We start from the raw sequence: 21,846 nt of genomic DNA on the forward strand, positions 1-21,846 counted from the left end.
CGCCCGCTCCCACAGGCAGTGCGCCGAACGCGAACCTGTGGGAGCGGGCATGCCCGCGAAGAGGTCGGCACAGGCAATAAAAAAGCGCCCCGAGAGGCGCTTTCTTGATACCAGCAGCTATTACTGCACAGTCGGCGCTTCGCCGGCTTCCTGCATGCGCTGCATTTCTTGCGCGTACAGGGCGTCGAAGTTGACCGGCGACAGCATCAGGGCCGGGAACGAACCGCGGGTCACCAGGCTGTCCAGGGTCTCGCGGGCGTACGGGAACAGGATGTTCGGGCAGAACGCACCCAGGGTGTGGCTCATCGAAGCCGCGTCCAGGTTCTTGATCAGGAAGATACCGGCCTGCTGCACTTCCGCGATGAAGGCCACTTCGTCACCGTTCTTGACGGTAACCGACAGGGTCAGTACCACCTCGTGGAAGTCGCCTTCCAGGGCTTTCTGCTTGGTGTTCAGGTCCAGGGCAACGCTCGGCTCCCAGGTCTGGCGGAAGATCTGCGGGCTTTTCGGGGCTTCGAACGACAGGTCGCGCACATAGATGCGCTGCATGGAGAACTGAGGGCTGTTGTCTTCTGCAGCAGCGCCGTTGGTCTGTTGGTCAGTCATGGCAGATCCTTATCCTAATGTTTTTGAATGCAGTGCAAATCAGGCCGCCAGCAGCGCGTCGAGCTTGCCGGCGCGCTCCAGGGCATAAAGGTCATCGCATCCACCGACGTGAGTGCTGCCGATCCAGATCTGCGGCACAGATGTACGGCCGGCCTTCTGGCTCATCTCGGCACGAACCTGTGGCTTGCCGTCGACCTTGATTTCCTCGAAGACCACGCCCTTGCTCTCGAGCAGATACTTGGCGCGCATGCAGTAGGGGCAGTAGTCGCTGGAATAGACGATGACGGGCTTCATATCACTTCACCAGGGGCAGGTTATCGGCTTTCCAGCTGGAAACGCCACCGCTCAGTTTGGCGGCGTTGTAACCAGCCTTGAGCAGCTCGCGGCAGATGGTGCCGGACTGCTGGCCCATCGAGTCGACAACGATCAGGGTCTTCTCTTTGTGCTTGTCCAGCTCGCTCATGCGGTTGACCAGCTTGTCCTGCGGGATGTTCACCGCACCGACGATGTGACCGGCGGAGTATTCCTTGGTCGGGCGGATGTCGATGACCAGGGCTTTCTCGGCATTGACCAGGGCAGTCAGCTGGCCGTTGCTCAGGCTCTGGCCGCCGCGACGGATTTCGTTGACCAGCAGCGCGACCAGCAAAACAACGAAGATCGCCACCAGGATGTAGTGGTTTGTCGCAAATTGAATCAGGTTAGCAACCATCTGGGGTGTTCCACGCGATTGAAAATGCCGGCCAGTATACACAGGCCCTTATTGCCACCAAAGCCCGACGGGCCGGCCGGAAAGGTACCTTCATGTTGCCACATTGGCCACGCTGGTCAGGGAACAGGACGAATATTCGCCGCCGGTGGCGCATTTGCCCTAAAATGCGTGTCTTTATCATCTTTGAACAACCGTGAGTTTGATTGATGACGAGTACGCCCAAACCCCTGGTCCTGATCATCCTGGATGGCTTCGGCCACAGCGAAAGCCCCGAATACAACGCCATCTACGCCGCCAACACACCGGTCTATGACCGCCTGCGCGCCAGCCAGCCGCATGGCCTCATTTCCGGCTCAGGCATGGATGTCGGCCTGCCGGACGGGCAGATGGGCAACTCCGAAGTCGGTCACATGAACCTCGGTGCCGGCCGCGTGGTGTATCAGGATTTCACCCGGGTGACCAAAGCCATCCGCGACGGCGAGTTCTTCGAGAACCCTGTACTGACCGGCGCCGTGGACAAGGCAGCCAGTGCCGGCAAGGCCGTGCACATTCTCGGCCTGCTGTCCGATGGCGGCGTACACAGCCACCAGGACCACCTGGTAGCCATGGCCGAACTGGCCGCGCAGCGCGGCGCGCAGAAGATCTACCTGCACGCCTTCCTCGATGGCCGCGACACGCCACCACGCAGCGCGCAGTCGTCCATTGAGCTGCTCGACGCCACCTTCGCCAAGCTGGGCAAGGGCCGCATCGCCAGCCTGATCGGCCGCTACTACGCCATGGACCGCGACAACCGCTGGGACCGCGTCAGCGCCGCCTACAACCTGATCGTCGACAGCGCTGCCGAATACACCGCCGACACCGCCCTGGCCGGCCTGGAAGCGGCCTACGCCCGCGACGAGAGCGACGAGTTCGTCAAGGCCACGCGCATTGGTGAAGCCGTCAAGGTCGAAGACGGCGACGCGGTGATCTTCATGAACTTCCGCGCCGACCGCGCCCGCGAGCTGTCGCGCGTGTTCGTCGAAGCCGACTTCAACGAATTTCCGCGTGCCCGCCTGCCAAAACTGGCCGCCTACATCGGCCTGACTCAGTACTCGGCGAAAATCCCGGCCCCCGCCGCCTTCGCCCCGGCCAGCCTGAACAACGTGCTGGGCGAGTACCTGGCGAAGAACGGCAAGACCCAGCTGCGCATCGCCGAGACCGAGAAGTATGCCCATGTCACCTTCTTCTTCTCCGGCGGCCGTGAGGAGCCGTTCGAAGGCGAAGAGCGCATTCTGATCCCGTCGCCGAAGGTCGCCACCTACGACCTGCAGCCGGAAATGAGCGCGCCGGAAGTTACCGACCGCATCGTCGAGGCTATCGAGCAACAGCGTTATGACGTGATCGTGGTCAACTACGCCAACGGCGACATGGTCGGCCATACCGGCGTGTTCGAGGCTGCGGTGAAGGCCGTCGAGGCCCTGGATGGCTGCGTCGGGCGCATCGTCGAAGCTCTGGACAAGGTCGGCGGCGAAGCGCTGATCACCGCCGACCATGGCAACGTCGAGCAAATGGAAGACGAGTGCACCGGCCAAGCACACACCGCGCATACCACCGAGCCGGTACCGTTCATTTATGTGGGCAAGCGCAACGTCAAGGTGCGTGACGGCGGCGTGCTGGCCGATGTGGCGCCGACCATGCTGAAGCTGCTGGGGCTGGAAAAGCCGGTAGAAATGACCGGCACCTCGATCCTGGTCGACGCCTGACTCGGTGCCAAAGGGGGCCGCTTTGCGGCACATTCGCAGCACAAGGCTGCTCCTACAAAGGGCTCATGCAATGCCTGTAGGAGCAGCCTTGAGCTGCGAATGGGCTGCATAGCAGCCCCAATAACACATGAATTCCAGACAAACGCCCCTCTGCACCCGCAGCGAGGCGTTTTTTTTGCCCGCCCGCGCGGGCATACTAGGCCAGTCTCCATCCTTGGTACGCCAAACCCCATGCTTCGCGCCCTGATCCTCCTAGCCCTGTCTTGCCTGCTCAGCCCGGCCTTTGCCGATGAGCGTGCGCAGACCCAGCAGCAACTGGACGCCACCCGCCAGGACATTGCCGAGCTCAAGAAGACGCTGGGCAAGCTCCAGGAAGAAAAGGCCGGTGTGCAAAAGGACCTCAAAGCCACCGAGACCGATATCGGCAACCTCGAAAAGCAGGTGGAGGCCCTGCAGCAAGAACTAAAAAAGACCGAGGGCGAGCTGGAGCGCCTTGATACCGAGAAAAAAAAACTCCAGAGCGCCCGCGTTGAACAACAGCGACTGATCGCCATCCAGGCCCGTTCGGCCTACCAGAACGGCCGCGAGGAATACCTCAAGCTGCTGCTCAACCAGCAGAACCCCGAGAAGTTTGCCCGCACCCTCACCTACTACGACTACCTGAGCAAGGCGCGCCTGGAGCAACTGCGCACCTTCAACGAGACCCTGCGCCAACTGGCCAACGTCGAACAGGAAATCGCTACCCAGCAGCAACAGCTGCTGGCCCAGCGCGCCGACCTCGACAGCCGCCGCCAGGCCCTGGAAACCGAGCGTGGCAAGCGCCAGCAGGTGCTGGCCAAGCTCAACAGCGACATGAAGGACCGCGATCAGAAGCTGCAATCGCGCGAGCAGGATCAGGCCGACCTGTCCAAAGTACTCAAGACCATCGAGGAAACCCTCGCTCGCCAGGCCCGCGAGGCCGAAGAAGCGCGCAAGAAGGCCTTGCTGGCCCAGCAGGAAGCGGAAAAACGCCGCCAGCAGGAAGCCCTGGCCGCCGCTGCCGCCCGCGAACAGGCCCGCGAACCGGTGGAGCCACCGAAAAAGGCCCGCACCACCCTGGGCCCGATGGTTTCCAGCGACGGCGCAAGCTACGGCGGCGCATTTTCTGCCGCCCGGGGAAAACTTCCCTGGCCAGTCAATGGTCGATTGCTGGCACGTTTCGGTGATGCCCGCGGCAGCGATGCCCGTGCCAAGTGGGACGGGGTGATGATCAGCGCCAACCCGGGCACCCAGGTACGTGCCGTGCACGGCGGGCGCGTGGTGTTCGCCGACTGGTTGCGCGGTGCCGGGCTGCTGGTCATTCTCGACCATGGCAACGGTTACCTGAGCCTGTACGGCCATAACCAGAGCCTGCTCAAGAGCGCCGGTGATATCGTCAAGGCCGGCGAGGCCATTTCCACCGTTGGCGACAGCGGCGGCCAGGACGCTGCCGGCTTGTACTTCGCCATCCGCCAGCAGGGTCGGCCTACCGACCCTTCGCAATGGTGCCGGGGCTAGTCAATTTTCTACGGGGTAGCCACGGGCTGCACCGATGCTCCCCAGGGAGCGCTTACAGGATCAGGAGTTCGTTCGACATGCTGCACTCGCCTTGTCTCACCCAGCTGGCCCTGTCCATCGCCCTGGCGGTCGGCGCGCCCCTGGCCACTGCCGCGGAACCGGCCAAGCCGGCTGCAGTACCGGCCACCGAGGTGACCGCCAAGGCGCCACTGCCGCTTGAAGAGCTGCGCACCTTCGCCGAGGTCATGGACCGCATCAAGGCGGCCTATGTGGAGCCGGTGGATGACAAGACCCTGCTGGAAAATGCCATCAAGGGCATGCTCAGCAACCTCGACCCGCACTCGGCCTACCTCGGCCCAGAGGACTTCCAGGAGCTGCAGGAAAGCACCAGCGGCGAGTTCGGCGGGCTGGGCATCGAAGTAGGCCAGGAAGACGGCTTCATCAAGGTGGTGTCGCCGATCGACGACACCCCGGCCTCGCGTGCCGGCGTGCAGGCCGGCGACCTGATCGTCAAGATCAACGGCGCCCCGACTCGTGGCCAGACCATGACCGAAGCGGTCGACAAGATGCGCGGCAAGGTGGGCGAGAAAATCACCCTGACCCTGGTGCGCGACGGCGGCAATCCCTTCGACGTGACCCTGGCCCGCGCGGTCATCCAGGTCAAGAGCGTGAAGAGCCAGCTGCTGGAGAACGACTACGGCTACATCCGTATCACCCAGTTCCAGGTCAAGACCGGCGACGAAGTAGGCAAGGCCCTGGCCAAACTGCGCAAGGACAACGGCAAGAAGCTGCGCGGCGTGGTGCTGGACCTGCGCAACAACCCGGGCGGCGTGCTGCAGTCGGCGGTGGAAGTGGCCGACCACTTCCTGACCAAGGGCCTGATCGTCTACACCAAGGGCCGCATCGCCAACTCCGAGCTGCGCTTCTCGGCCGACCCGGCCGACGCCAGCGACGGCGTGCCACTGGTGGTGCTGATCAACGGCGGCAGTGCCTCGGCCTCGGAAATTGTCGCCGGCGCCCTGCAAGACCAGAAACGCGCCGTGCTGATGGGCACCGACAGCTTCGGCAAAGGCTCGGTGCAGACCGTGCTGCCACTGGCCAACGACCGTGCGCTGAAGCTCACCACCGCGCTGTACTTCACCCCCAACGGCCGCTCGATCCAGGCCCAGGGCATCGTCCCCGACATCGAAGTGCGCCCGGCCAAGCTCACCGCCGAAGCCGACACCGACAACTTCAAGGAAGCCGACCTGCAGGGCCACCTGGGCAACGGCAACGGCGGTGCCGACCGCCCGACCGGCAGCGGCAAGCGCAAGGAGCGCCCGCAGGATGACGACTTCCAGCTGAGCCAGGCCCTGAGCCTGCTCAAAGGCCTGAACATCACCAAGGGCGACTGATCCACCCCATGCGTTATCTGCTGTGTCTGCTGTTCTGCCTGATGGCCGGGGTCGCGCAAGCGGCGCCGGCCGGCAAGGCCTACATGAGCATCATCATCGACGACCTGGGCCAGAGCAGCGAGCGCGACAGCCGGACCTTGGCCCTGCCCGGCCCTGTGACCATGGCGATCATGCCCGACACCCCGCATGCCACCGACTTTGCCCGCCAGGCGCACAAGGCTGGCAAGACGGTGATCCTGCACATGCCCATGGACCCAGCCACCGGCCCTTACGCCTGGCACCCTGGCACGCCGATCGATGAACTGGCCAAACGCTTTGACGCAGCCCTGGCCAAGGTTCCGTATGCCGCCGGCATCAACAACCACATGGGCAGCCGCATGACCGCCCAGCGTGAGCCGATGGCCTGGCTGATGGGGGAACTGCAGCGCCGACACCTGTTCTTCGTCGACAGCCGCACCAGCGCCGCCACCGTGGCAGCGGCCGAAGCCCAGGCGCAGGGGCTGGCGCATGTTTCTCGGGATGTATTCCTCGATGATGTGCGCACCGCTGAAGCGATTACCGGGCAGTTGCAGCAGGGCATCGCCCTGGCGCACAAGCAGGGCTCGGCGGTGCTGATCGGGCACCCCTATCCACAGACCCTGGAAGTACTGGAGCGGGAATTGCCAAGGTTAAGGAGCCAGGGCATCGAGCTGATCAGGCTCAAGCAGATGATCGCCGTGCGCAGCAATCAGGCGATGCCGGGGCATGGCCGGAATGGCCGCTACAGCAATCGCTGATATTGCTGACGACCCAGCCGCCTCATAGAACAACACATAACTCATTGAATTAGCAGGGACCCTGTGGGAGCGGCTTTAGCCGCGAACACCGGCGCAGCCGGTGCCATGCACCGCGTTGGATTCTTCGCGGCTAAAGCCGCTCCCACAGGGTATGAGGATCGCTTGCGAATTCAGTTATCTGCGCGACAGCACAACCCAAAGGGCTGGGAAATCTCCCACAGAGACCACATTGGCTTCAGGTCATAAAAAACCCGCTCATGCGAGCGGGTTTTCTTTTGCCTCAACAGCGATCAGCTGTACACACGCCCCAGCAACTGGCGGTGGCTTTCGAACTGGTCCAGCACATCACGCACGATCTGCTCCGGCGCAAAGCCCATCAGGTCGTACTCCTGGCTGCCATCGTGCAGGTATACCTCGGCGCGGTAGAAGCGCTGGCGCACCTCCGGCTCACCTTCCACCGGCGCTTCGCTCGGCGCGGCCAGGTAGCCATCCAGGCTCACTTCATAGACGAACGGGTTGCCCTCTTCCATCATCACCCGCAGGCCCATCATGTTGCGCGACTGGCCAACCCGGGTTTCCACCTCGAAGCCCAGGGTCTGCAACTGCGCGGCAGCTTCTTTCAGCGCCGGGCTGACCTGCTTGTCCATGAAGCGCTGTACAACGGCCTGGGTCGGCTGCAGCTCCAGCTGGGTCAGGCGCTCGCTGAAGCCACGACGGCCACGTGCGGCCAGCTCGGCACGCTCCTGCTCCACCGCCACGTCCTGCTTCATGGCCTTGTACAGGCCGAACATGAACAGCACCAGCACCACCGAGAACGGCAGACCCGCCAGCACCACCATGGTCTGCATGGCTTCGAAGTTACCGGCGAACAGTAGGCCGATGGTGACCAGGGTGATGACCACCGACCAGAACACCACCATCCAGTGCGGGGCGTCTTCGTCGACCTTGCCACCTTTGCACGACAGGTTGGCCATCATCACCGCGCCGGAGTCGGCCGGGGTGAGGAACAGCACGAAGCCGACGAACACCGCTACACCGATCACGATCTTGGCCGCCGGGAAGTATTCCAGCAGCTGGTAGATCGACATCGACGGCTGTTCAAGGGCGGTCTTGCCCAGTTCCACGGCGCCTTGGTTGATCACCAGGTCCAGCGCGGTGTTGCCGAAGATCGACAGCCAGGCCAGGGTGAAGCCCAGCGGGATCAGCAACACGCCGCTGACCAGCTGGCGCACGGTGCGACCCTTGGAGATACGGGCAATGAACATGCCGACGAACGGGCCCCAGGAGATCCACCAGGCCCAGTAGAACACGGTCCACAGGCCCAGCCAGCGCTCGGACTTGCCGGCTTCGCCTTCATACACATAGAGGTCGAAGGTTTTCAGCACGATGCCGTTGAGATAGTCGCCGATGTTTTGCACGAAGCCGTTGAGCAGGTGCAGGGTTTCGCCGCCCAGCAGGACGAAGATCAGCAGGCCGCTGAACAGCACGATGTTCAGGTTGGACAGGCGGCGAATGCCGTTTTCCACACCCGAGACCGCCGCCACGGTGGCGACGCCGGCCATGACCAGGATAACCACCAGCAGGTTGGTCTTGCTGTGGTCCATGCCGAACAGGTATTCCAGCCCGGAGGCCACCTGCATCGAACCGATGCCCAGGTTGGTCACCAGGCCCAGCAGTGTGACGAACATGCCGAAGATGTCCACGGCATTGCCGGCAGCACCCTTGACCCAACGCTCGCCGACCAGCGGGTACAGCGCCGAGCGCAGGGCCAGCGGCTGGTTGTGGCGGTAAGCGAAGTAGCCCACGGCCAGGCCGACCAAGGCGTAGATCGCCCAGCCGTGCAAACCCCAGTGCAGGAAGGTCAGCTGCAGGCCCTGACGCGCTGCGTCGAGGCTGGCAGAAGTGCCTTCCGGCGGGTTGAAGTAGTGGTCCAGCGGCTCGGAGGCGCCGAAGTACAACAGCGAAATGCCGATACCGGAGGAGAACAGCATGCCGGCCCAGGCGCCATAGCTGAAGTCGGGCTGGTCATCCTTGCCGCCAAGCTTGAGCTTGCCGTAGTCGGAGAAGGCCAGGTAGATGACGAACAGCAGGTAACCGCCGATTACCAGCATGTAATACCAGCCGAAGGTGCGCGTCAGCCATTTCTGGGCTACGCCCAGCACTTGGCCGGCGGTTTCGGGTACAGCGATAAGCAAGGCAGTCAAAACGAGAATCATCAGCGCGGAGGTGAAGAACACCACGCGGTTGACCCGTACCCTCTCGGCCGGAGGGTTGGTAAGTGAGGCAGAACTCATTGCACGAATGCTCCGGGCAGTGCGGCTGTGGAGGCTAATCAGTCTTTCCCGAGCAATTGGTGGAATATCCCCACTGCATCAGGTGTTATAAAAGCACCCTTGGAAACCGTGATCCCGAATCGATACGTTGCAAAAAACAGACAGGTGGCCCGCTGCAAATGCCACGCCTCAGCTGAGGTGCGCGCATTCGTCACAGATCACCCCGCCCGCTCCAAGGGCCCGCCGCAGGGTCCATGACCGCACGGCAGAATCTGCATTTCGCATCGCTCATGCCCGTCAACGCCTTGTATTCAGGGGGTTACGCGATTTCCTGGGGTGTCAATCCGTGCCTTCTCGACCGCCTTAAAAACTGTCAATGGCACAAATTGTCGCAGAGCTTATTCTTTATTGATTGAACGTTCAATCAAAACAAAATAGACTGGCCTTCGCCGAGTCAGCCGCCCGTCGTCTGCTCGCAGGCCTGAGGAGAACGCAAGATGCCCAAGGTCGGTATGCAACCCATCCGCCGCCAGCAGTTGATCGAAGCCACGTTACAGGCGGTCGATCAGGTCGGACTGGGTGACGCCAGCATTGCGCTGATTGCCCGTTTGGCCGGTGTGTCGAACGGCATCATCAGTCACTACTTTCGGGACAAGAACGGCCTGATAGCAGCGACGATGGGTTACATCATGAACATGCTCAACGAAGGTGTCAGAGCACGTCGCCAGGCCCTGACGGACGACAGCCCGCGCGCCCACCTGAAAGTGATCATCGAGGGCAACTTCGATGCCAGCCAGGTAAACGGCCCGGCGATGAAAACCTGGTTGGCCTTCTGGGCTTCCAGCATGCACCAGCCCGATTTGCACAGGTTGCAGCGGATCAACGACCACCGCTTGTATTCCAACCTGTGCTGCCAGTTCCGCCGCGCCCTGCCGCTCTACCATGCGCGCAAGGCAGCCCGCGGCCTGGCAGCTTTGATCGACGGCTTGTGGCTGCGTGGCGCCCTGTCGGGTGATGCATTCGACACCGACCAGGCGATACGGATTGCTTACGAATACATGGATCTACAACTGGCTAAGCAGCACACCCTGGGTACAAACGACCAGGCCGCTGAACAACCGCGCACGGCCCTTGCCAACCCAGCAGGAGCATGACGCGCAAGCCAAACCACACACTGCACTTGCGAGGACACTATGGCCCGTTTCGGAACGCAAAAACTCTACATTGATGGCGCTTACGTCGACGCTGGCAGCGATGCCACCTTCGAAGCCATCAACCCGGCTACCGGCGAAGTCCTCGCCCACGTGCAACGTGCCACCGAGGCTGACGTCGAGAAGGCCGTCGAAAGCGCCGAGCGAGGCCAGAAGGTCTGGGCCGCGATGACCGCCATGCAGCGTTCGCGCATCCTGCGCCGCGCCGTCGAGATCCTGCGCGAGCGCAACGACGAGCTGGCCATGCTGGAAACTCTGGACACCGGCAAGTCGTACTCGGAAACCCGCTACGTCGACATCGTCACCGGCGCCGACGTGCTGGAGTATTACGCTGGCCTGGTTCCGGCCATCGAAGGCGAGCAGATCCCGCTGCGTGAATCGTCCTTCGTCTACACCCGCCGCGAGCCGCTGGGCGTGACCGCCGGTATCGGTGCCTGGAACTACCCGATCCAGATCGCCCTGTGGAAATCCGCCCCGGCCCTGGCCGCCGGCAACGCGATGATCTTCAAGCCGTCGGAAGTCACCTCGCTGACCACCCTGAAACTGGCCGAGATCTACACCGAAGCCGGCTTGCCGAACGGCGTGTTCAACGTCCTGACCGGCAGCGGCCGTGAAGTCGGCACCTGGCTGACCGAACACCCACGCATCGAAAAAGTCTCCTTCACCGGCGGCACCACCACCGGCAAGAAGGTTATGGCCAGCGCCTCGAGCTCGTCGCTCAAGGAAGTCACCATGGAGCTGGGCGGCAAGTCGCCACTGATCATCTGCGCCGACGCCGACCTGGACAAGGCCGCCGACATCGCCATGATGGCCAACTTCTACAGCTCGGGCCAGGTTTGCACCAACGGCACCCGCGTGTTCATCCCGGCTGATATGAAAGCTGCCTTCGAGGCCAAGATCGTCGAGCGCGTTGCCCGCATCCGCGCTGGCAACCCGGAAGACGAAAACACCAACTTCGGCCCGCTGGTCAGCTTCCAGCACATGGAAAGCGTGCTTGGCTACATCGCCAAGGGCAAGGAAGAAGGCGCACGCGTGCTGTGCGGTGGCGAGCGTCTGACCGCCGGTGATTTCGCCAAGGGTGCATTCGTGGCCCCGACCGTGTTCACCGACTGCACCGACGACATGACCATCGTCAAGGAAGAGATCTTCGGCCCGGTGATGAGCATCCTCACCTACGAAACCGAAGAAGAAGTCATCCGTCGCGCCAACGACACCGAGTACGGCCTGGCCGCCGGTGTCTGCACCAACGACATCACCCGCGCTCACCGCATCATCCACAAGCTGGAAGCCGGTATCTGCTGGATCAACGCCTGGGGCGAATCGCCGGCCGAAATGCCGGTCGGTGGCTACAAGCAGTCGGGCGTCGGCCGTGAGAACGGCGTCAGCTCGCTGGCTCAATACACTCGCATCAAGTCGGTCCAGGTCGAGCTGGGCGGCTACAACTCGGTCTTCTAAGGCCCTGTCCAGCCACGCCCGTGCCTCAGCGCACGGGCGTTCCTGCTCCCTGAACACCGCCAACACGAGGGTACTTTCATGTCCCAAGAATTCGATTACATCATCGTCGGTGCCGGTTCGGCCGGTAACACCCTGGCGACCCGCCTGACCGAAGACGCAGGCGTCACCGTATTGCTGCTGGAAGCCGGTGGCCCCGACTACCGCTTCGACTTCCGCACCCAGATGCCAGCGGCCCTGGCCTTCCCGCTGCAGGGTCGCCGCTACAACTGGGCCTACGAGACCGATCCGGAGCCGTACATGGACGGCCGCCGCATGGAATGCGGTCGCGGCAAAGGCCTGGGTGGCTCGTCGCTGATCAACGGCATGTGCTACATCCGCGGTAATGCCCTGGACTTCGATGGCTGGGCAGAACTGCCAGGCCTGGAAGACTGGACCTATCTGGACTGCCTGCCGTACTTCCGCAAGGCCGAAACCCGCGACATCGGCCCGAACGACTACCACGGTGGCGAAGGCCCGGTCAGCGTGACCACGCCGAAAGCCGGCAACAACCCGCTGTTCCACGCCATGGTCGAAGCCGGCGTGCAGGCCGGTTACCCGCGCACCGAAGACCTGAATGGCTACCAGCAGGAAGGCTTCGGCCCGATGGACCGTACTGTGACCAAGAACGGCCGCCGCTCCAGCACCGCCCGCGGCTATCTGGACCAGGCCAAGAAGCGCCCGAACCTGACCATCGTCACCCACGCCCTGACTGACCGCGTGCTGTTCGACGGCAAGCGCGCCATCGGCGTGACCTACCTGGTCGGTGACAGCGAAGAGCGCGTTGAAGCCCGTGCCCGCAAGGAAGTCATCGTCAGCTCCGGTGCCATCGCTTCGCCGCAGCTGTTGCAGCGCTCCGGCGTTGGCCCGCGCGCCCTGCTGGAAAGCCTCGACATCCCGGTGGTGCACGATCTGCCAGGCGTTGGCGAAAACCTGCAGGACCACCTGGAGCTGTACCTGCAGTACGCCTGCACCCAACCGGTGTCGCTGTACCCGTCGTTGCTGTGGTGGAACCAGCCGGCCATCGGTGCCGAGTGGATGTTCAACGGCACCGGCATCGGCGCCAGCAACCAGTTCGAGGCCGGTGGTTTCATTCGTACCCGCCCTGAATTCAAATGGCCGAACATTCAATACCACTTCCTGCCAGTGGCCATTAACTACAACGGCTCCAATGGCGTGAAGGAACACGGCTTCCAGGCACACATGGGTTCCATGCGCTCGCCTGCCCGCGGCCGCATCCAGGCCAAGTCGAAGGACCCGCGCCAACACCCGAGCATTCTGTTCAACTACATGTCCACCGAGCAGGACTGGCAGGAATTCCGTGACGGCATCCGCCTGACCCGTGAAATCATGGCCCAGCCGGCACTGGACCCGTACCGTGGACGTGAGATCAGCCCCGGCGCCCACGTGCAAACCGATGAAGAGCTGGACAAGTTCATCCGCGAGCACGCCGAAACCGCCTTCCACCCGTCCTGCTCGTGCAAGATGGGCACCGACGACATGGCGGTGGTCGACGGCGAAGGCCGCGTGCATGGCATGAAGGGCCTGCGTGTGGTCGATGCGTCGATCATGCCGCTGATCATCACCGGCAACCTCAACGCCACCACGATCATGATCGCCGAGAAAATCTCGGACAAGATCCGTGGCCGCAAGCCGCTGCCGCGCAGCACTGCCAAGTACTACGTGGCGGGCGATGCACCGGTGAAGGGCAAGCCCATGCGCGAGGTCAAGCAGGCGTAAGCCTGCACCGGCCTCTTCGCGGCTAAAGCCGCTCCCACAGGGCTCACACAGGTTTTGAAAACTGTGCAGTACCTGTGGGAGCGGGTTCACCCGCGAAAGGGCCCACCCAGGCAACACCCGAAAAGGCACCCACCGCGGTGCCTTTTTTTCATCTGCAGAAACGCTTTACAGCCTGCCAATTCATCAGGTTAGAATCATTTGGCACGCGACCTGCTAGCGTCATGCTATCAAGTCCCCTCCCCCGCGGTCCCCGGAGTACCTGCCTTTGGATGCAAGCACCATCAACAGCCTGTTCCTGATCGGCGCATTGCTGGTGGGCGCAAGTATCCTGGTCAGTTCGCTGTCGTCGCGCCTGGGCATCCCTATCCTGGTCATCATCCTTGCGGTCGGCATGATCGCCGGCGTCGATGGTGGCGGCATCATCTTCAACAACTATCCGACCGCCTACCTGGTGGGCAACCTGGCTCTGGCCGTGATCCTGCTAGACGGTGGCCTGCGCACACGGGTGGCGAGCTTCCGCGTGGCGCTGTGGCCGGCGCTGTCGCTGGCCACCATCGGCGTAATGATCACCACCGCCCTCACGGGCCTGGTCGCCGCCTGGCTGTTCGACCTGAGCCTGATCCAGGGCCTGCTGATCGGCGCCATCGTCGGTTCCACCGACGCTGCGGCGGTGTTCTCGCTGCTCGGCGGCAAAGGCCTGAACGAGCGGGTCACCGCCACCCTGGAGATCGAGTCGGGCAGCAACGACCCGATGGCAGTTTTCCTTACCGTCACCCTGATCGACATGATCGCCAGCGGCCAGACCGGCCTGCACTGGAGCCTGCTCACCCACCTGCTGCGCGAATTCGGCATCGGCGGGCTGGTGGGCCTGGGCGGCGGCTGGCTGATGCTGCAACTGGTCAACCGCATCAAGCTGGCTGGCGGCCTGTACCCCATCCTGGTGATCGCCGGCGGCCTGGTGGTGTTCTCGCTGACCAACGCCCTGCACGGCAGCGGATTCCTTGCCGTGTACCTGTGCGGCCTGGTGCTGGGCAACAAGCCCATCCGCAGCCGCCACGGCATCCTGCACATGCTCGACGGCATGGCATGGCTGGCGCAGATCGGCATGTTCCTGGTGCTGGGGCTGCTGGTCACGCCCCACGACCTGCTGCCCATCGCCCTGCCGGCGCTGGGCCTGGCGCTGTGGATGATCCTGGTGGCGCGCCCGCTGTCGGTGGTCGCCAGCCTGTTGCCGTTCAAGGCCTTCCACGGCCGTGAAAAAGCCTTCATTTCCTGGGTCGGCCTGCGCGGTGCGGTTCCGATCATCCTCGCGGTGTTCCCGCTGATGGCCGGCCTGCCGGACGCCCAGCTGTTCTTCAACCTGGCCTTCTTCATCGTGCTGGTGTCGCTGCTGGTGCAAGGCACCAGCCTGCCGTGGATGGCCAAGCTGCTGAAAGTGACGGTACCGCCAGACCCGGCGCCGATCTCCCGTTCGGCGCTGGAAGTGCACATCACCAGCGAGTGGGAAATGTTCGTCTACCGCCTGGGTGCCGAAAAATGGTGCATCGGCGCCGCCCTGCGCGAGCTGAAGATGCCCGAAGGCACGCGAATCGCCGCGCTGTTCCGGGGCGAGCAACTGCTGCACCCGTCCGGCAGTACGGTACTGGAAGTAGGCGACATGCTCTGCGTGATCGGCCACGAGCACAACCTGCCGGCCCTGGGCAAACTGTTCAGCCAGGCGCCACAACGTGGCCTCGACCTGCGTTTCTTCGGCGACTTCGTGCTCGAAGGCGATGCCGAACTGGGTGCGGTGGCAGCGTTGTACGGTCTGAAACTCGACGGCCTGGACGCGAAAATGCCACTGGCCCAGTTCATCCGACAAAAGGTCGGAGGCGCTCCAGTAGTAGGTGACCAGGTCGAATGGCATGGCACGATCTGGACCGTGGCCACCATGGACGGGAACAAGATTCAGAAAGTAGGCGTCAGATTCCCCGAAGGAACGCGACCCGGACCAGGATTGTTCCTCTAAACTTCGTTTCTGCCGGATCCACAAGTAGTCTGCCTATGTCCCTGCGCGTGTACCTCCGCACAGCCCTGTTCGGGCTGTGCCTGTCTCTCTCGTTCGCCGCTGGCGCGGCCGAGCTTCCCACCACGACCAGCATCCAGAGCAGCCTGAACAAGATTTCCCAGCCCAAGGGTGCCGAGGCCGACCCCAAGGCTGCGCAACAGACACCGGAGCAGAAGGCCCAGCAACAGGTGCTGGAACAGACCCTGGCACTGCTGCTCAGCAAGGAAGACAGCGAAAAGAAGCTTGAGGCACTCAAGCAGCAATTGGCTGGCGCGCCCAAGGAAACCGCCGACAGCCAGCGCGAGCTGATCAAGCTCAAGGCCAGCAAGCCCCTGCCGGTGGCCCAACGCTACGCCACCCTGAACGTGCCACAGCTGGAGCAGATGCTCAGCGAGCGCAGTACGCAACAAGGCGAACTGCAAAAGGCACTGTCGGATGCCAACAGCCTGATCATCAACTCGCAGACCCGCCCAGAGCGGGCTCAGGCAGAAATCAGCAACAACCAGACACGTACCCAGCAGATCAACCTCAGCCTCAAGAGCGGCAAGGAGAACGGCAAGCCACTCAACAGCGACCAACGCAACAAGCTCAATGCCGAGCTGGCGTCGCTCAATGCCCTGACCTCGTTGCGCCGCCAGGAACTGGCCGGCAACGGCCTGCTGCAGGACCTGGGCAATGCCCGTCACGACCTGCTGATCGAGCGCGCCACACGAATGGAGCAGGAAATCCAGGACCTGCAATCGCTGATCAACGAAAAGCGCCTGGCCCAGTCGCAGCAGGCGGTCACCCAGCAATCGATCGAAGCGCAGAAAGCCGGCGGCAGCACCCTGCTGGCCAACGAAAGCGCTGCCAACCTGAAACTGTCCGACTACCTGCTCAAGAGCACCGACCGCCTCAACGAGCTGACCCAGCAGAACCTGCGCAGCAAGCAGCAGCTAGACAGCCTGACCCAGGCCGACCAGGCCCTCGACGAACAGATCAGCGTGCTCAAGGGCAGCCTGCTGCTGTCCAAGATCCTCTACAAGCAGAAACAGGCCCTGCCGCACCTGAAAGTGGACCGCGACCTGGCTGACCAGATCGCCGATATCCGTCTTTACCAGTTCGAAGTGAACCAGCAACGCGAGCAGATGAGCAGCCCCGCCGCGTACGTCGACAACCTGCTGCTCGGCCAGCCGCAGGAGCAGGTTACCCCTCAGCTGCGCAAGGCGCTGCTGGAGGTGATGATTACCCGCGTCGACCTGCTCGAACGCCTCAGCCGGGAGCTGTCGGCACTGCTCAACGAATCGATCACCTTGCAGCTCAACCAGAAGCAGCTGCTCGGCACCGCCCAGGGCTTGCGCACCACGCTCGAAGAGCAGATGTTCTGGATTCCCAGCAACAAGCCACTGGACTGGGAATGGCTGAGCCTGGTGCCGGCACGCTTTGCCGACCAGGTAGCCAGCCTGCCCTGGGGTTCGGGCCTCAAGGAACTGGCCGATGGGCTGGGCCAGCGCCCGCTGCTGTTCCTGCCCTTGCTGCTGGTGATCGGCGGCCTGCTGTGGCGGCGCAAATACCTGTACCAACGGCTGGGCAAGGTGCACCAGGACATCGGCCACTTCCGCCGTGACAGCCAGTGGCACACGCCCCAGGCGATCTTCATCAACATCCTGCTGGCAATGCCGGTCAGCCTGGGCCTGGCCCTGTGCAGCTACGCCCTGCAGATCGACGCCCGCGGGCAGAATGCCAACCTCGGCGCCGCCCTCTGGCAACTGGCCCAGGCCTGGCTGGTGTTCTACACCGCCTACCGCATCCTCGCCCCGGGCGGCGTGGCGGAAATCCACTTCCGCTGGCACAAGCCGCAGGTCGAGTTCCTGCGCGGCTGGGTGCGGCGCCTGGGCACCGTGGTACTGGCACTGGTCGGTGTGGTGGCGGTGGCCGAACATCAGCCTTCGGCGCTGGCCGATGATGTGCTGGGTATCGGCGTGGTACTGACCTGCTACGCACTGATGGCCTGGCTGCTCAGCCGCCTGCTGCTCAGCAGCCCGGCACACCGCGACACCTCGCTGTTCCGCAAGGCCGTTGGCGTGGCCTTCACCGCCCTGCCCATCGCCCTGTTCGTGGCCGTGTGCTTCGGCTACTACTACACCGCGCTGAAACTTACCGACCGGCTGATCTACACCCTGTACCTGCTGCTGTTCTGGCTGGTGATCGAAGCCGCGTTCGTGCGTGGCCTGTCGGTGGCGGCACGGCGCCTGGCCTACCAGCGCGCCCTGAGCAAGCGGGCGGCGGCCAAGGAAGGGCTGGATGGCGAAGTCATCACAGAAGAACCAACGCTGGATATCGAACAGGTCAACCAGCAGTCGCTGCGCCTGATCCGCCTGGCCCTGCTCGGCGGCTTCATCGCCGGCCTGTACTGGGTGTGGTCGGACCTGATCTCGGTGTTCGCCTACCTCAACAATTTCACCCTGTACGAGTACTCCAGCGGCACCGGTGCCACCGCCAGCATGGTGCCGATCAGCCTGGGCGACTTCCTCGGTGCGCTGGTCATCATCGGCATCACCTTCGCCCTCGCACGGAACTTGCCCGGCCTGCTCGAAGTCCTGGTGCTGTCGCGGCTCAACCTGGCCCAGGGCAGTGCGTATGCCACTACTACCTTGCTGTCCTATGTCATCGTCGGCGTCGGTATCGTCAGCACCCTGTCGACCCTCGGGGTCAGCTGGGACAAGCTGCAATGGCTGGTGGCCGCGCTGTCGGTGGGCCTGGGCTTCGGCATGCAGGAAATCTTCGCCAACTTCATCTCCGGCATCATGATCCTGTTCGAGCGCCCGGTACGGATTGGCGACACCATCACCATCGGCAACCTGTCGGGCACGGTGAGCAAAATCCGCATCCGCGCCACCACGATTACCGACTTCGACCGCAAGGACATCATCGTCCCCAACAAGACCTTCATCACCGGTCAGCTGATCAACTGGTCGCTGACCGACACCGTCACCCGGGTAACGCTGAAGCTGGGCATCGACTATGGCTCGGACCTGGACCTGGTGCGCGACCTGCTGCTCAAGGGCGCCCACGCAAACCCACGCGTGCTCAAGGACCCGGAGCCGATCGTGTACTTCCTCAACTTCGGCGAGAGCTCGCTGGACCACGAGCTGCGCATGCATGTACGCGACCTGGGCGACCGCAACCCGACGCTGGACGAGATCAACCGCTACATCAACCGCGAGTTCAAGGCACACAACATCAAGATCTCGGTGCGCCAGGTCGAGGTGTTTCTGATGGATCCGAAGGGCGGCAAACAGCAGCTGATTCCGGTGGAGCAGCCGAAACCGGATGGCACTGCTTCGGCCTGAGTGGGCTCTAATACTTTATTCTGTGCAGAATCCCTGCGAGGGCTTCGCCCTCGTTCGCGGGCGCGCCCGCTCCCACAAGGGCCGCGCCGCTCTGAGGCACTGCGCAATACCTGTGGGAGCGGGCTTGCCCGCGAAGGGCCGCAAAGCGGCCCCAGCCCATCAATTTCTGGAGCCGGCCCCGTGAAAGCCCTCGACCAACTCACCTTCGACAATCGCTTCGCCCGCCTGGGCGACGCGTTCTCCACCCAGGTCCTGCCCGAACCCATCGCAGACCCACGCCTGGTGGTAGCGAGCGAGTCGGCCATGGCGCTGCTCGACCTCGACCCGGCCCAGGTAGAGCTGCCGGTTTTCGCCGAGCTGTTCAGCGGCCACAAGCTATGGGAAGAGGCCGACCCGAGGGCGATGGTCTATTCCGGCCATCAGTTCGGCTCCTACAACCCGCGCCTGGGTGATGGCCGCGGCCTGCTGCTGGCCGAAGTGCTGAATGATCAGGGCGAGCACTGGGACCTGCACCTCAAGGGCGCCGGCCAGACGCCCTACTCGCGCATGGGCGACGGCCGCGCCGTGCTGCGTTCCTCGATCCGCGAGTTCCTCGCCTCCGAGGCCCTGCACGCCCTGGGCATTCCCAGCAGCCGGGCACTGTGCGTGATCGGCTCGAGCACCCCGGTTTGGCGCGAAACCCGCGAAAGCGCGGCCATGCTCACCCGCCTGGCGCAAAGCCATGTGCGCTTCGGGCATTTCGAATACTTCTACTACACCAGGCAACCAGAACAGCAGCGGGTGCTGATCGACCATGTGCTGGAGCAGCACTATCCGGAATGCCGCGATGCCGAACAGCCCTACCTGGCCATGTTCCGCACCATCGTCGAGCGCAATGCCGAACTGATCGCCCGCTGGCAAGCCTATGGTTTCTGTCACGGGGTGATGAACACCGACAACATGTCGATCCTCGGTATCACCTTCGACTTCGGCCCGTATGCCTTCCTCGACGACTTCGACGCCAACTTCATCTGCAACCACTCCGACGACCGTGGCCGCTACAGCTACGCCAACCAGGTACCGATCGCCCACTGGAACCTCAGTGCGCTGGCCCAGGCGCTGACCACGGTGATCGAAGTCGAACCACTCAAAGAGGCGCTGGGCCTGTTCCTGCCGCTGTACCAGGCACACTACCTGGACCTGATGCGCCGCCGCCTGGGCCTGACCACCGCGGAAGAGGACGACATGGCGTTGGTCGAACGCCTGTTGCAGCGCATGCAGAGCGGTGGAGTGGACTACAACCTGTTCTTCCGCAAGCTGGGCGATCAGGCCGTGGCCGAGGCGCTGAAGGTGGTGCGTGACGACTTCATCGACCTGGCCGGTTTCGATGCCTGGGGGGCGGACTACCTGGCCCGCTGCGAGCGCGAAGCGGATAATGCCGAAGGGCGGCGTGAGCGCATGCATGCGGTGAACCCGCTGTATGTGCTGCGCAACTACCTGGCACAGAAAGCTATCGAAGCGGCCGAAGCGGGGGACTACAGTGAAGTGCGACGGCTGCATCAGGTGTTGAGCAAACCGTTCGAGGAGCAGGCCGGGATGCAGCGCTATGCCGAACGCCCGCCGGAATGGGGCAAGCACCTGGAAATCAGCTGCTCCTCCTGACCAACTCCGAACCCTGTGGGAGCTGGCTTGCCGGCGATAGGGCCCGAACAAACAACACAAGGAAACGACATGTCCGACCCACTGGTAATCCCCTGCCCCCACTGTAACGGCCTCAACCGCCTGCCCGCCGAGCGCCTGGGCGACGCGCCGAAATGCGGCCGCTGCAAACAGGACGTGCTGCTGAGCACCCCCTTCGAACTCACCGAAGCCAGCTACGCCAGCCAGATCAAAGGCGACCTGCCACTGCTGGTCGACATCTGGGCCGACTGGTGCGGCCCGTGCAAATCCTTCGCCCCCACCTTCGAACAGGCCGCCCGCCAACTGGCCGGCCGCTGCCGCCTGGCCAAGCTCGACAGCGAAGCCAACCGCAACCTGGCCGGGCAACTGGGCATCCGCTCTATCCCCAGCCTGCTGCTGTTCAAGAATGGCCGTGAAGTCAGCCGTCAGGCCGGGGCGTTACCACTCCAGTCGTTGCTGGAGTGGTTGCGTAACCAGGGGGTCTAAGCGTTCTCTTCGAGCAGCGAATGCAACTCGACAAACTGCTGGGTCAGCTTGTGCCTGGGCTCCAGGTGAATCAGCGGAAGGCTGGCATGGTGCGACTCACGCATCTTCACCGAGCTGCCCAGGTACACCGGTAGCACCGGGAGCCCTTCGGCCAGCAGCTCGTCGAGCATCTGCTGTGGCAGGCTGGCGCGGGACTGGAACTGGTTGACCACGATGCCTTCGACCACCAGGTCTTCGTTGTGGTCTTCCTTGAGTTCTTCGATCTCGGCCAGCAGGCCATACAGGGCCTGGCGCGAGAAGCTGTCGCAGTCGAAAGGAATCAGCACGCGATCGGCGGCGATCAGTGCGGAAACCGCATAGAAGTTCAGCGCTGGCGGGGTATCGATGTAAATGCGCTCGTAGTCCTCGTCCAGTTCGTCGAGCAACTTACGCAGCTTGTTGATCTTGTGCTTCGCCTCAAGCTTCGGCTGCAGATCGGCCAGCTCGGCCGTGGCGGTGACCACATGGAGGTTGTCGAACGGGGTTTCGTAGATATCGACCTGGTTCTTCTTGCTGAACGGCCCGCTGGACAGGCTTTGCTTGAAGAAGTCGGCGATGCCCATGGGGATATCGTCGCCGGTCAGGCCAGTCAGGTACTGGGTCGAGTTGGCCTGGGCATCCAGGTCGATCAGCAGGGTCCGATAACCTTCGCTGGCGCTCACAGCCGCCAGGTTGCAAGCGATGCTCGACTTGCCCACACCACCTTTCTGATTGAACACCACGCGCCGCATGATTGACCTCCGTGTATCAACGAATGCCCGAGTATGTGGCGCCGCTGCGGCAATGACCAGTGCCATTTGCCCGG

General features: G+C 63.2%; 16 protein-coding genes. 11 read left to right on the forward strand and 5 right to left on the reverse strand.

Annotation, left to right across the window (positions count from 1 at the left end; translation table 11 throughout):
• Positions 1 to 120 precede the first annotated feature (120 nt).
• From secB to E5221_RS26250, 3 genes are read right to left on the reverse strand one after another with little or no spacing between them, the layout of a single operon-like run.
• Positions 121 to 606, reverse strand: coding sequence for a protein-export chaperone SecB (secB, locus tag E5221_RS26240; protein WP_013974581.1), 486 nt, complete (start codon positions 604 to 606; stop codon positions 121 to 123).
• 39 nt (positions 607 to 645) lie between these two features.
• Positions 646 to 900 (reverse strand): glutaredoxin 3, encoded by a 255-nt coding sequence (gene grxC, locus E5221_RS26245; protein WP_247846670.1) that lies wholly within the window; start codon positions 898 to 900, stop codon positions 646 to 648.
• A gap of 1 nt (position 901) precedes the next feature.
• Positions 902 to 1,315, reverse strand: coding sequence for a rhodanese-like domain-containing protein (locus tag E5221_RS26250; protein ID WP_003259887.1), 414 nt, complete (start codon positions 1,313 to 1,315; stop codon positions 902 to 904).
• A 206-nt stretch (positions 1,316 to 1,521) separates the two neighbouring features.
• On the opposite strand from E5221_RS26250, the gene gpmI reads away from it, so the two are divergent.
• From gpmI to E5221_RS26270, 4 genes are all read left to right on the forward strand, one after another.
• Positions 1,522 to 3,057 (forward strand): 2,3-bisphosphoglycerate-independent phosphoglycerate mutase, encoded by a 1,536-nt coding sequence (gpmI, locus tag E5221_RS26255; RefSeq protein WP_054572194.1) that lies wholly within the window; start codon positions 1,522 to 1,524, stop codon positions 3,055 to 3,057.
• A 231-nt stretch (positions 3,058 to 3,288) separates the two neighbouring features.
• The gene (locus E5221_RS26260; RefSeq protein ID WP_123085573.1) at positions 3,289 to 4,593 is read left to right on the forward strand and encodes a murein hydrolase activator EnvC; all 1,305 of its coding nucleotides are present in this window, start codon (positions 3,289 to 3,291) and stop codon (positions 4,591 to 4,593) included.
• Between the two features lie 77 nt (positions 4,594 to 4,670).
• Positions 4,671 to 5,987 (forward strand): S41 family peptidase, encoded by a 1,317-nt coding sequence (locus E5221_RS26265; protein WP_247846671.1) that lies wholly within the window; start codon positions 4,671 to 4,673, stop codon positions 5,985 to 5,987.
• 8 nt (positions 5,988 to 5,995) lie between these two features.
• Entirely contained in the window at positions 5,996 to 6,763 is a 768-nt protein-coding gene (locus tag E5221_RS26270) for a divergent polysaccharide deacetylase family protein (RefSeq protein WP_247846672.1), read from the forward strand.
• 290 nt (positions 6,764 to 7,053) lie between these two features.
• Here the strand turns inward: E5221_RS26270 and E5221_RS26275 are convergent, their stop codons facing one another.
• On the reverse strand, positions 7,054 to 9,000 hold the full coding sequence (locus E5221_RS26275) for a BCCT family transporter (RefSeq protein WP_223998156.1): 1,947 nt from the start codon (positions 8,998 to 9,000) through the stop codon (positions 7,054 to 7,056).
• A gap of 533 nt (positions 9,001 to 9,533) precedes the next feature.
• Between E5221_RS26275 and betI the strand changes: the two genes are divergently transcribed.
• The 7 genes from betI to trxC all read left to right on the forward strand — a co-directional run bounded on the left by betI (position 9,534) and on the right by trxC (position 21,002).
• Positions 9,534 to 10,190 carry a transcriptional regulator BetI gene (betI, locus tag E5221_RS26280; RefSeq protein WP_003259891.1) on the forward strand — a complete coding sequence of 219 codons (657 nt, stop codon included), beginning with the start codon at positions 9,534 to 9,536 and terminating at the stop codon, positions 10,188 to 10,190.
• A gap of 39 nt (positions 10,191 to 10,229) precedes the next feature.
• Entirely contained in the window at positions 10,230 to 11,702 is a 1,473-nt protein-coding gene (betB, locus tag E5221_RS26285; protein ID WP_015272124.1) for a betaine-aldehyde dehydrogenase, read from the forward strand.
• A 78-nt stretch (positions 11,703 to 11,780) separates the two neighbouring features.
• Entirely contained in the window at positions 11,781 to 13,478 is a 1,698-nt protein-coding gene (gene betA / locus E5221_RS26290) for a choline dehydrogenase (RefSeq protein WP_013974589.1), read from the forward strand.
• 265 nt (positions 13,479 to 13,743) lie between these two features.
• Positions 13,744 to 15,486: a potassium/proton antiporter gene (locus E5221_RS26295; protein ID WP_013974590.1), complete on the forward strand. Its 1,743-nt coding sequence runs from the start codon at positions 13,744 to 13,746 to the stop codon at positions 15,484 to 15,486.
• Positions 15,487 to 15,521: 35 nt separating this feature from the next.
• Positions 15,522 to 18,857 (forward strand): mechanosensitive channel MscK, encoded by a 3,336-nt coding sequence (gene mscK / locus E5221_RS26300; protein WP_061550461.1) that lies wholly within the window; start codon positions 15,522 to 15,524, stop codon positions 18,855 to 18,857.
• Between the two features lie 180 nt (positions 18,858 to 19,037).
• A complete protein-coding gene (gene selO / locus E5221_RS26305; protein WP_247846673.1) occupies positions 19,038 to 20,498 on the forward strand; it encodes a protein adenylyltransferase SelO in 1,461 nt (486 codons plus the stop codon).
• A gap of 69 nt (positions 20,499 to 20,567) precedes the next feature.
• On the forward strand, positions 20,568 to 21,002 hold the full coding sequence (gene trxC / locus E5221_RS26310) for a thioredoxin TrxC (protein ID WP_039612518.1): 435 nt from the start codon (positions 20,568 to 20,570) through the stop codon (positions 21,000 to 21,002).
• Here the strand turns inward: trxC and E5221_RS26315 are convergent.
• Positions 20,999 to 21,772 (reverse strand): ParA family protein, encoded by a 774-nt coding sequence (locus E5221_RS26315; protein WP_025340949.1) that lies wholly within the window; start codon positions 21,770 to 21,772, stop codon positions 20,999 to 21,001. The genes trxC and E5221_RS26315 overlap by 4 nt on opposite strands.
• Positions 21,773 to 21,846: the final 74 nt, after the last annotated feature.

The sequence above is a fragment of the Pseudomonas sp. A2 genome (assembly GCF_023100865.1).
Classification (GTDB): Bacteria; Pseudomonadota; Gammaproteobacteria; order Pseudomonadales; family Pseudomonadaceae; genus Aquipseudomonas; species Aquipseudomonas asiatica.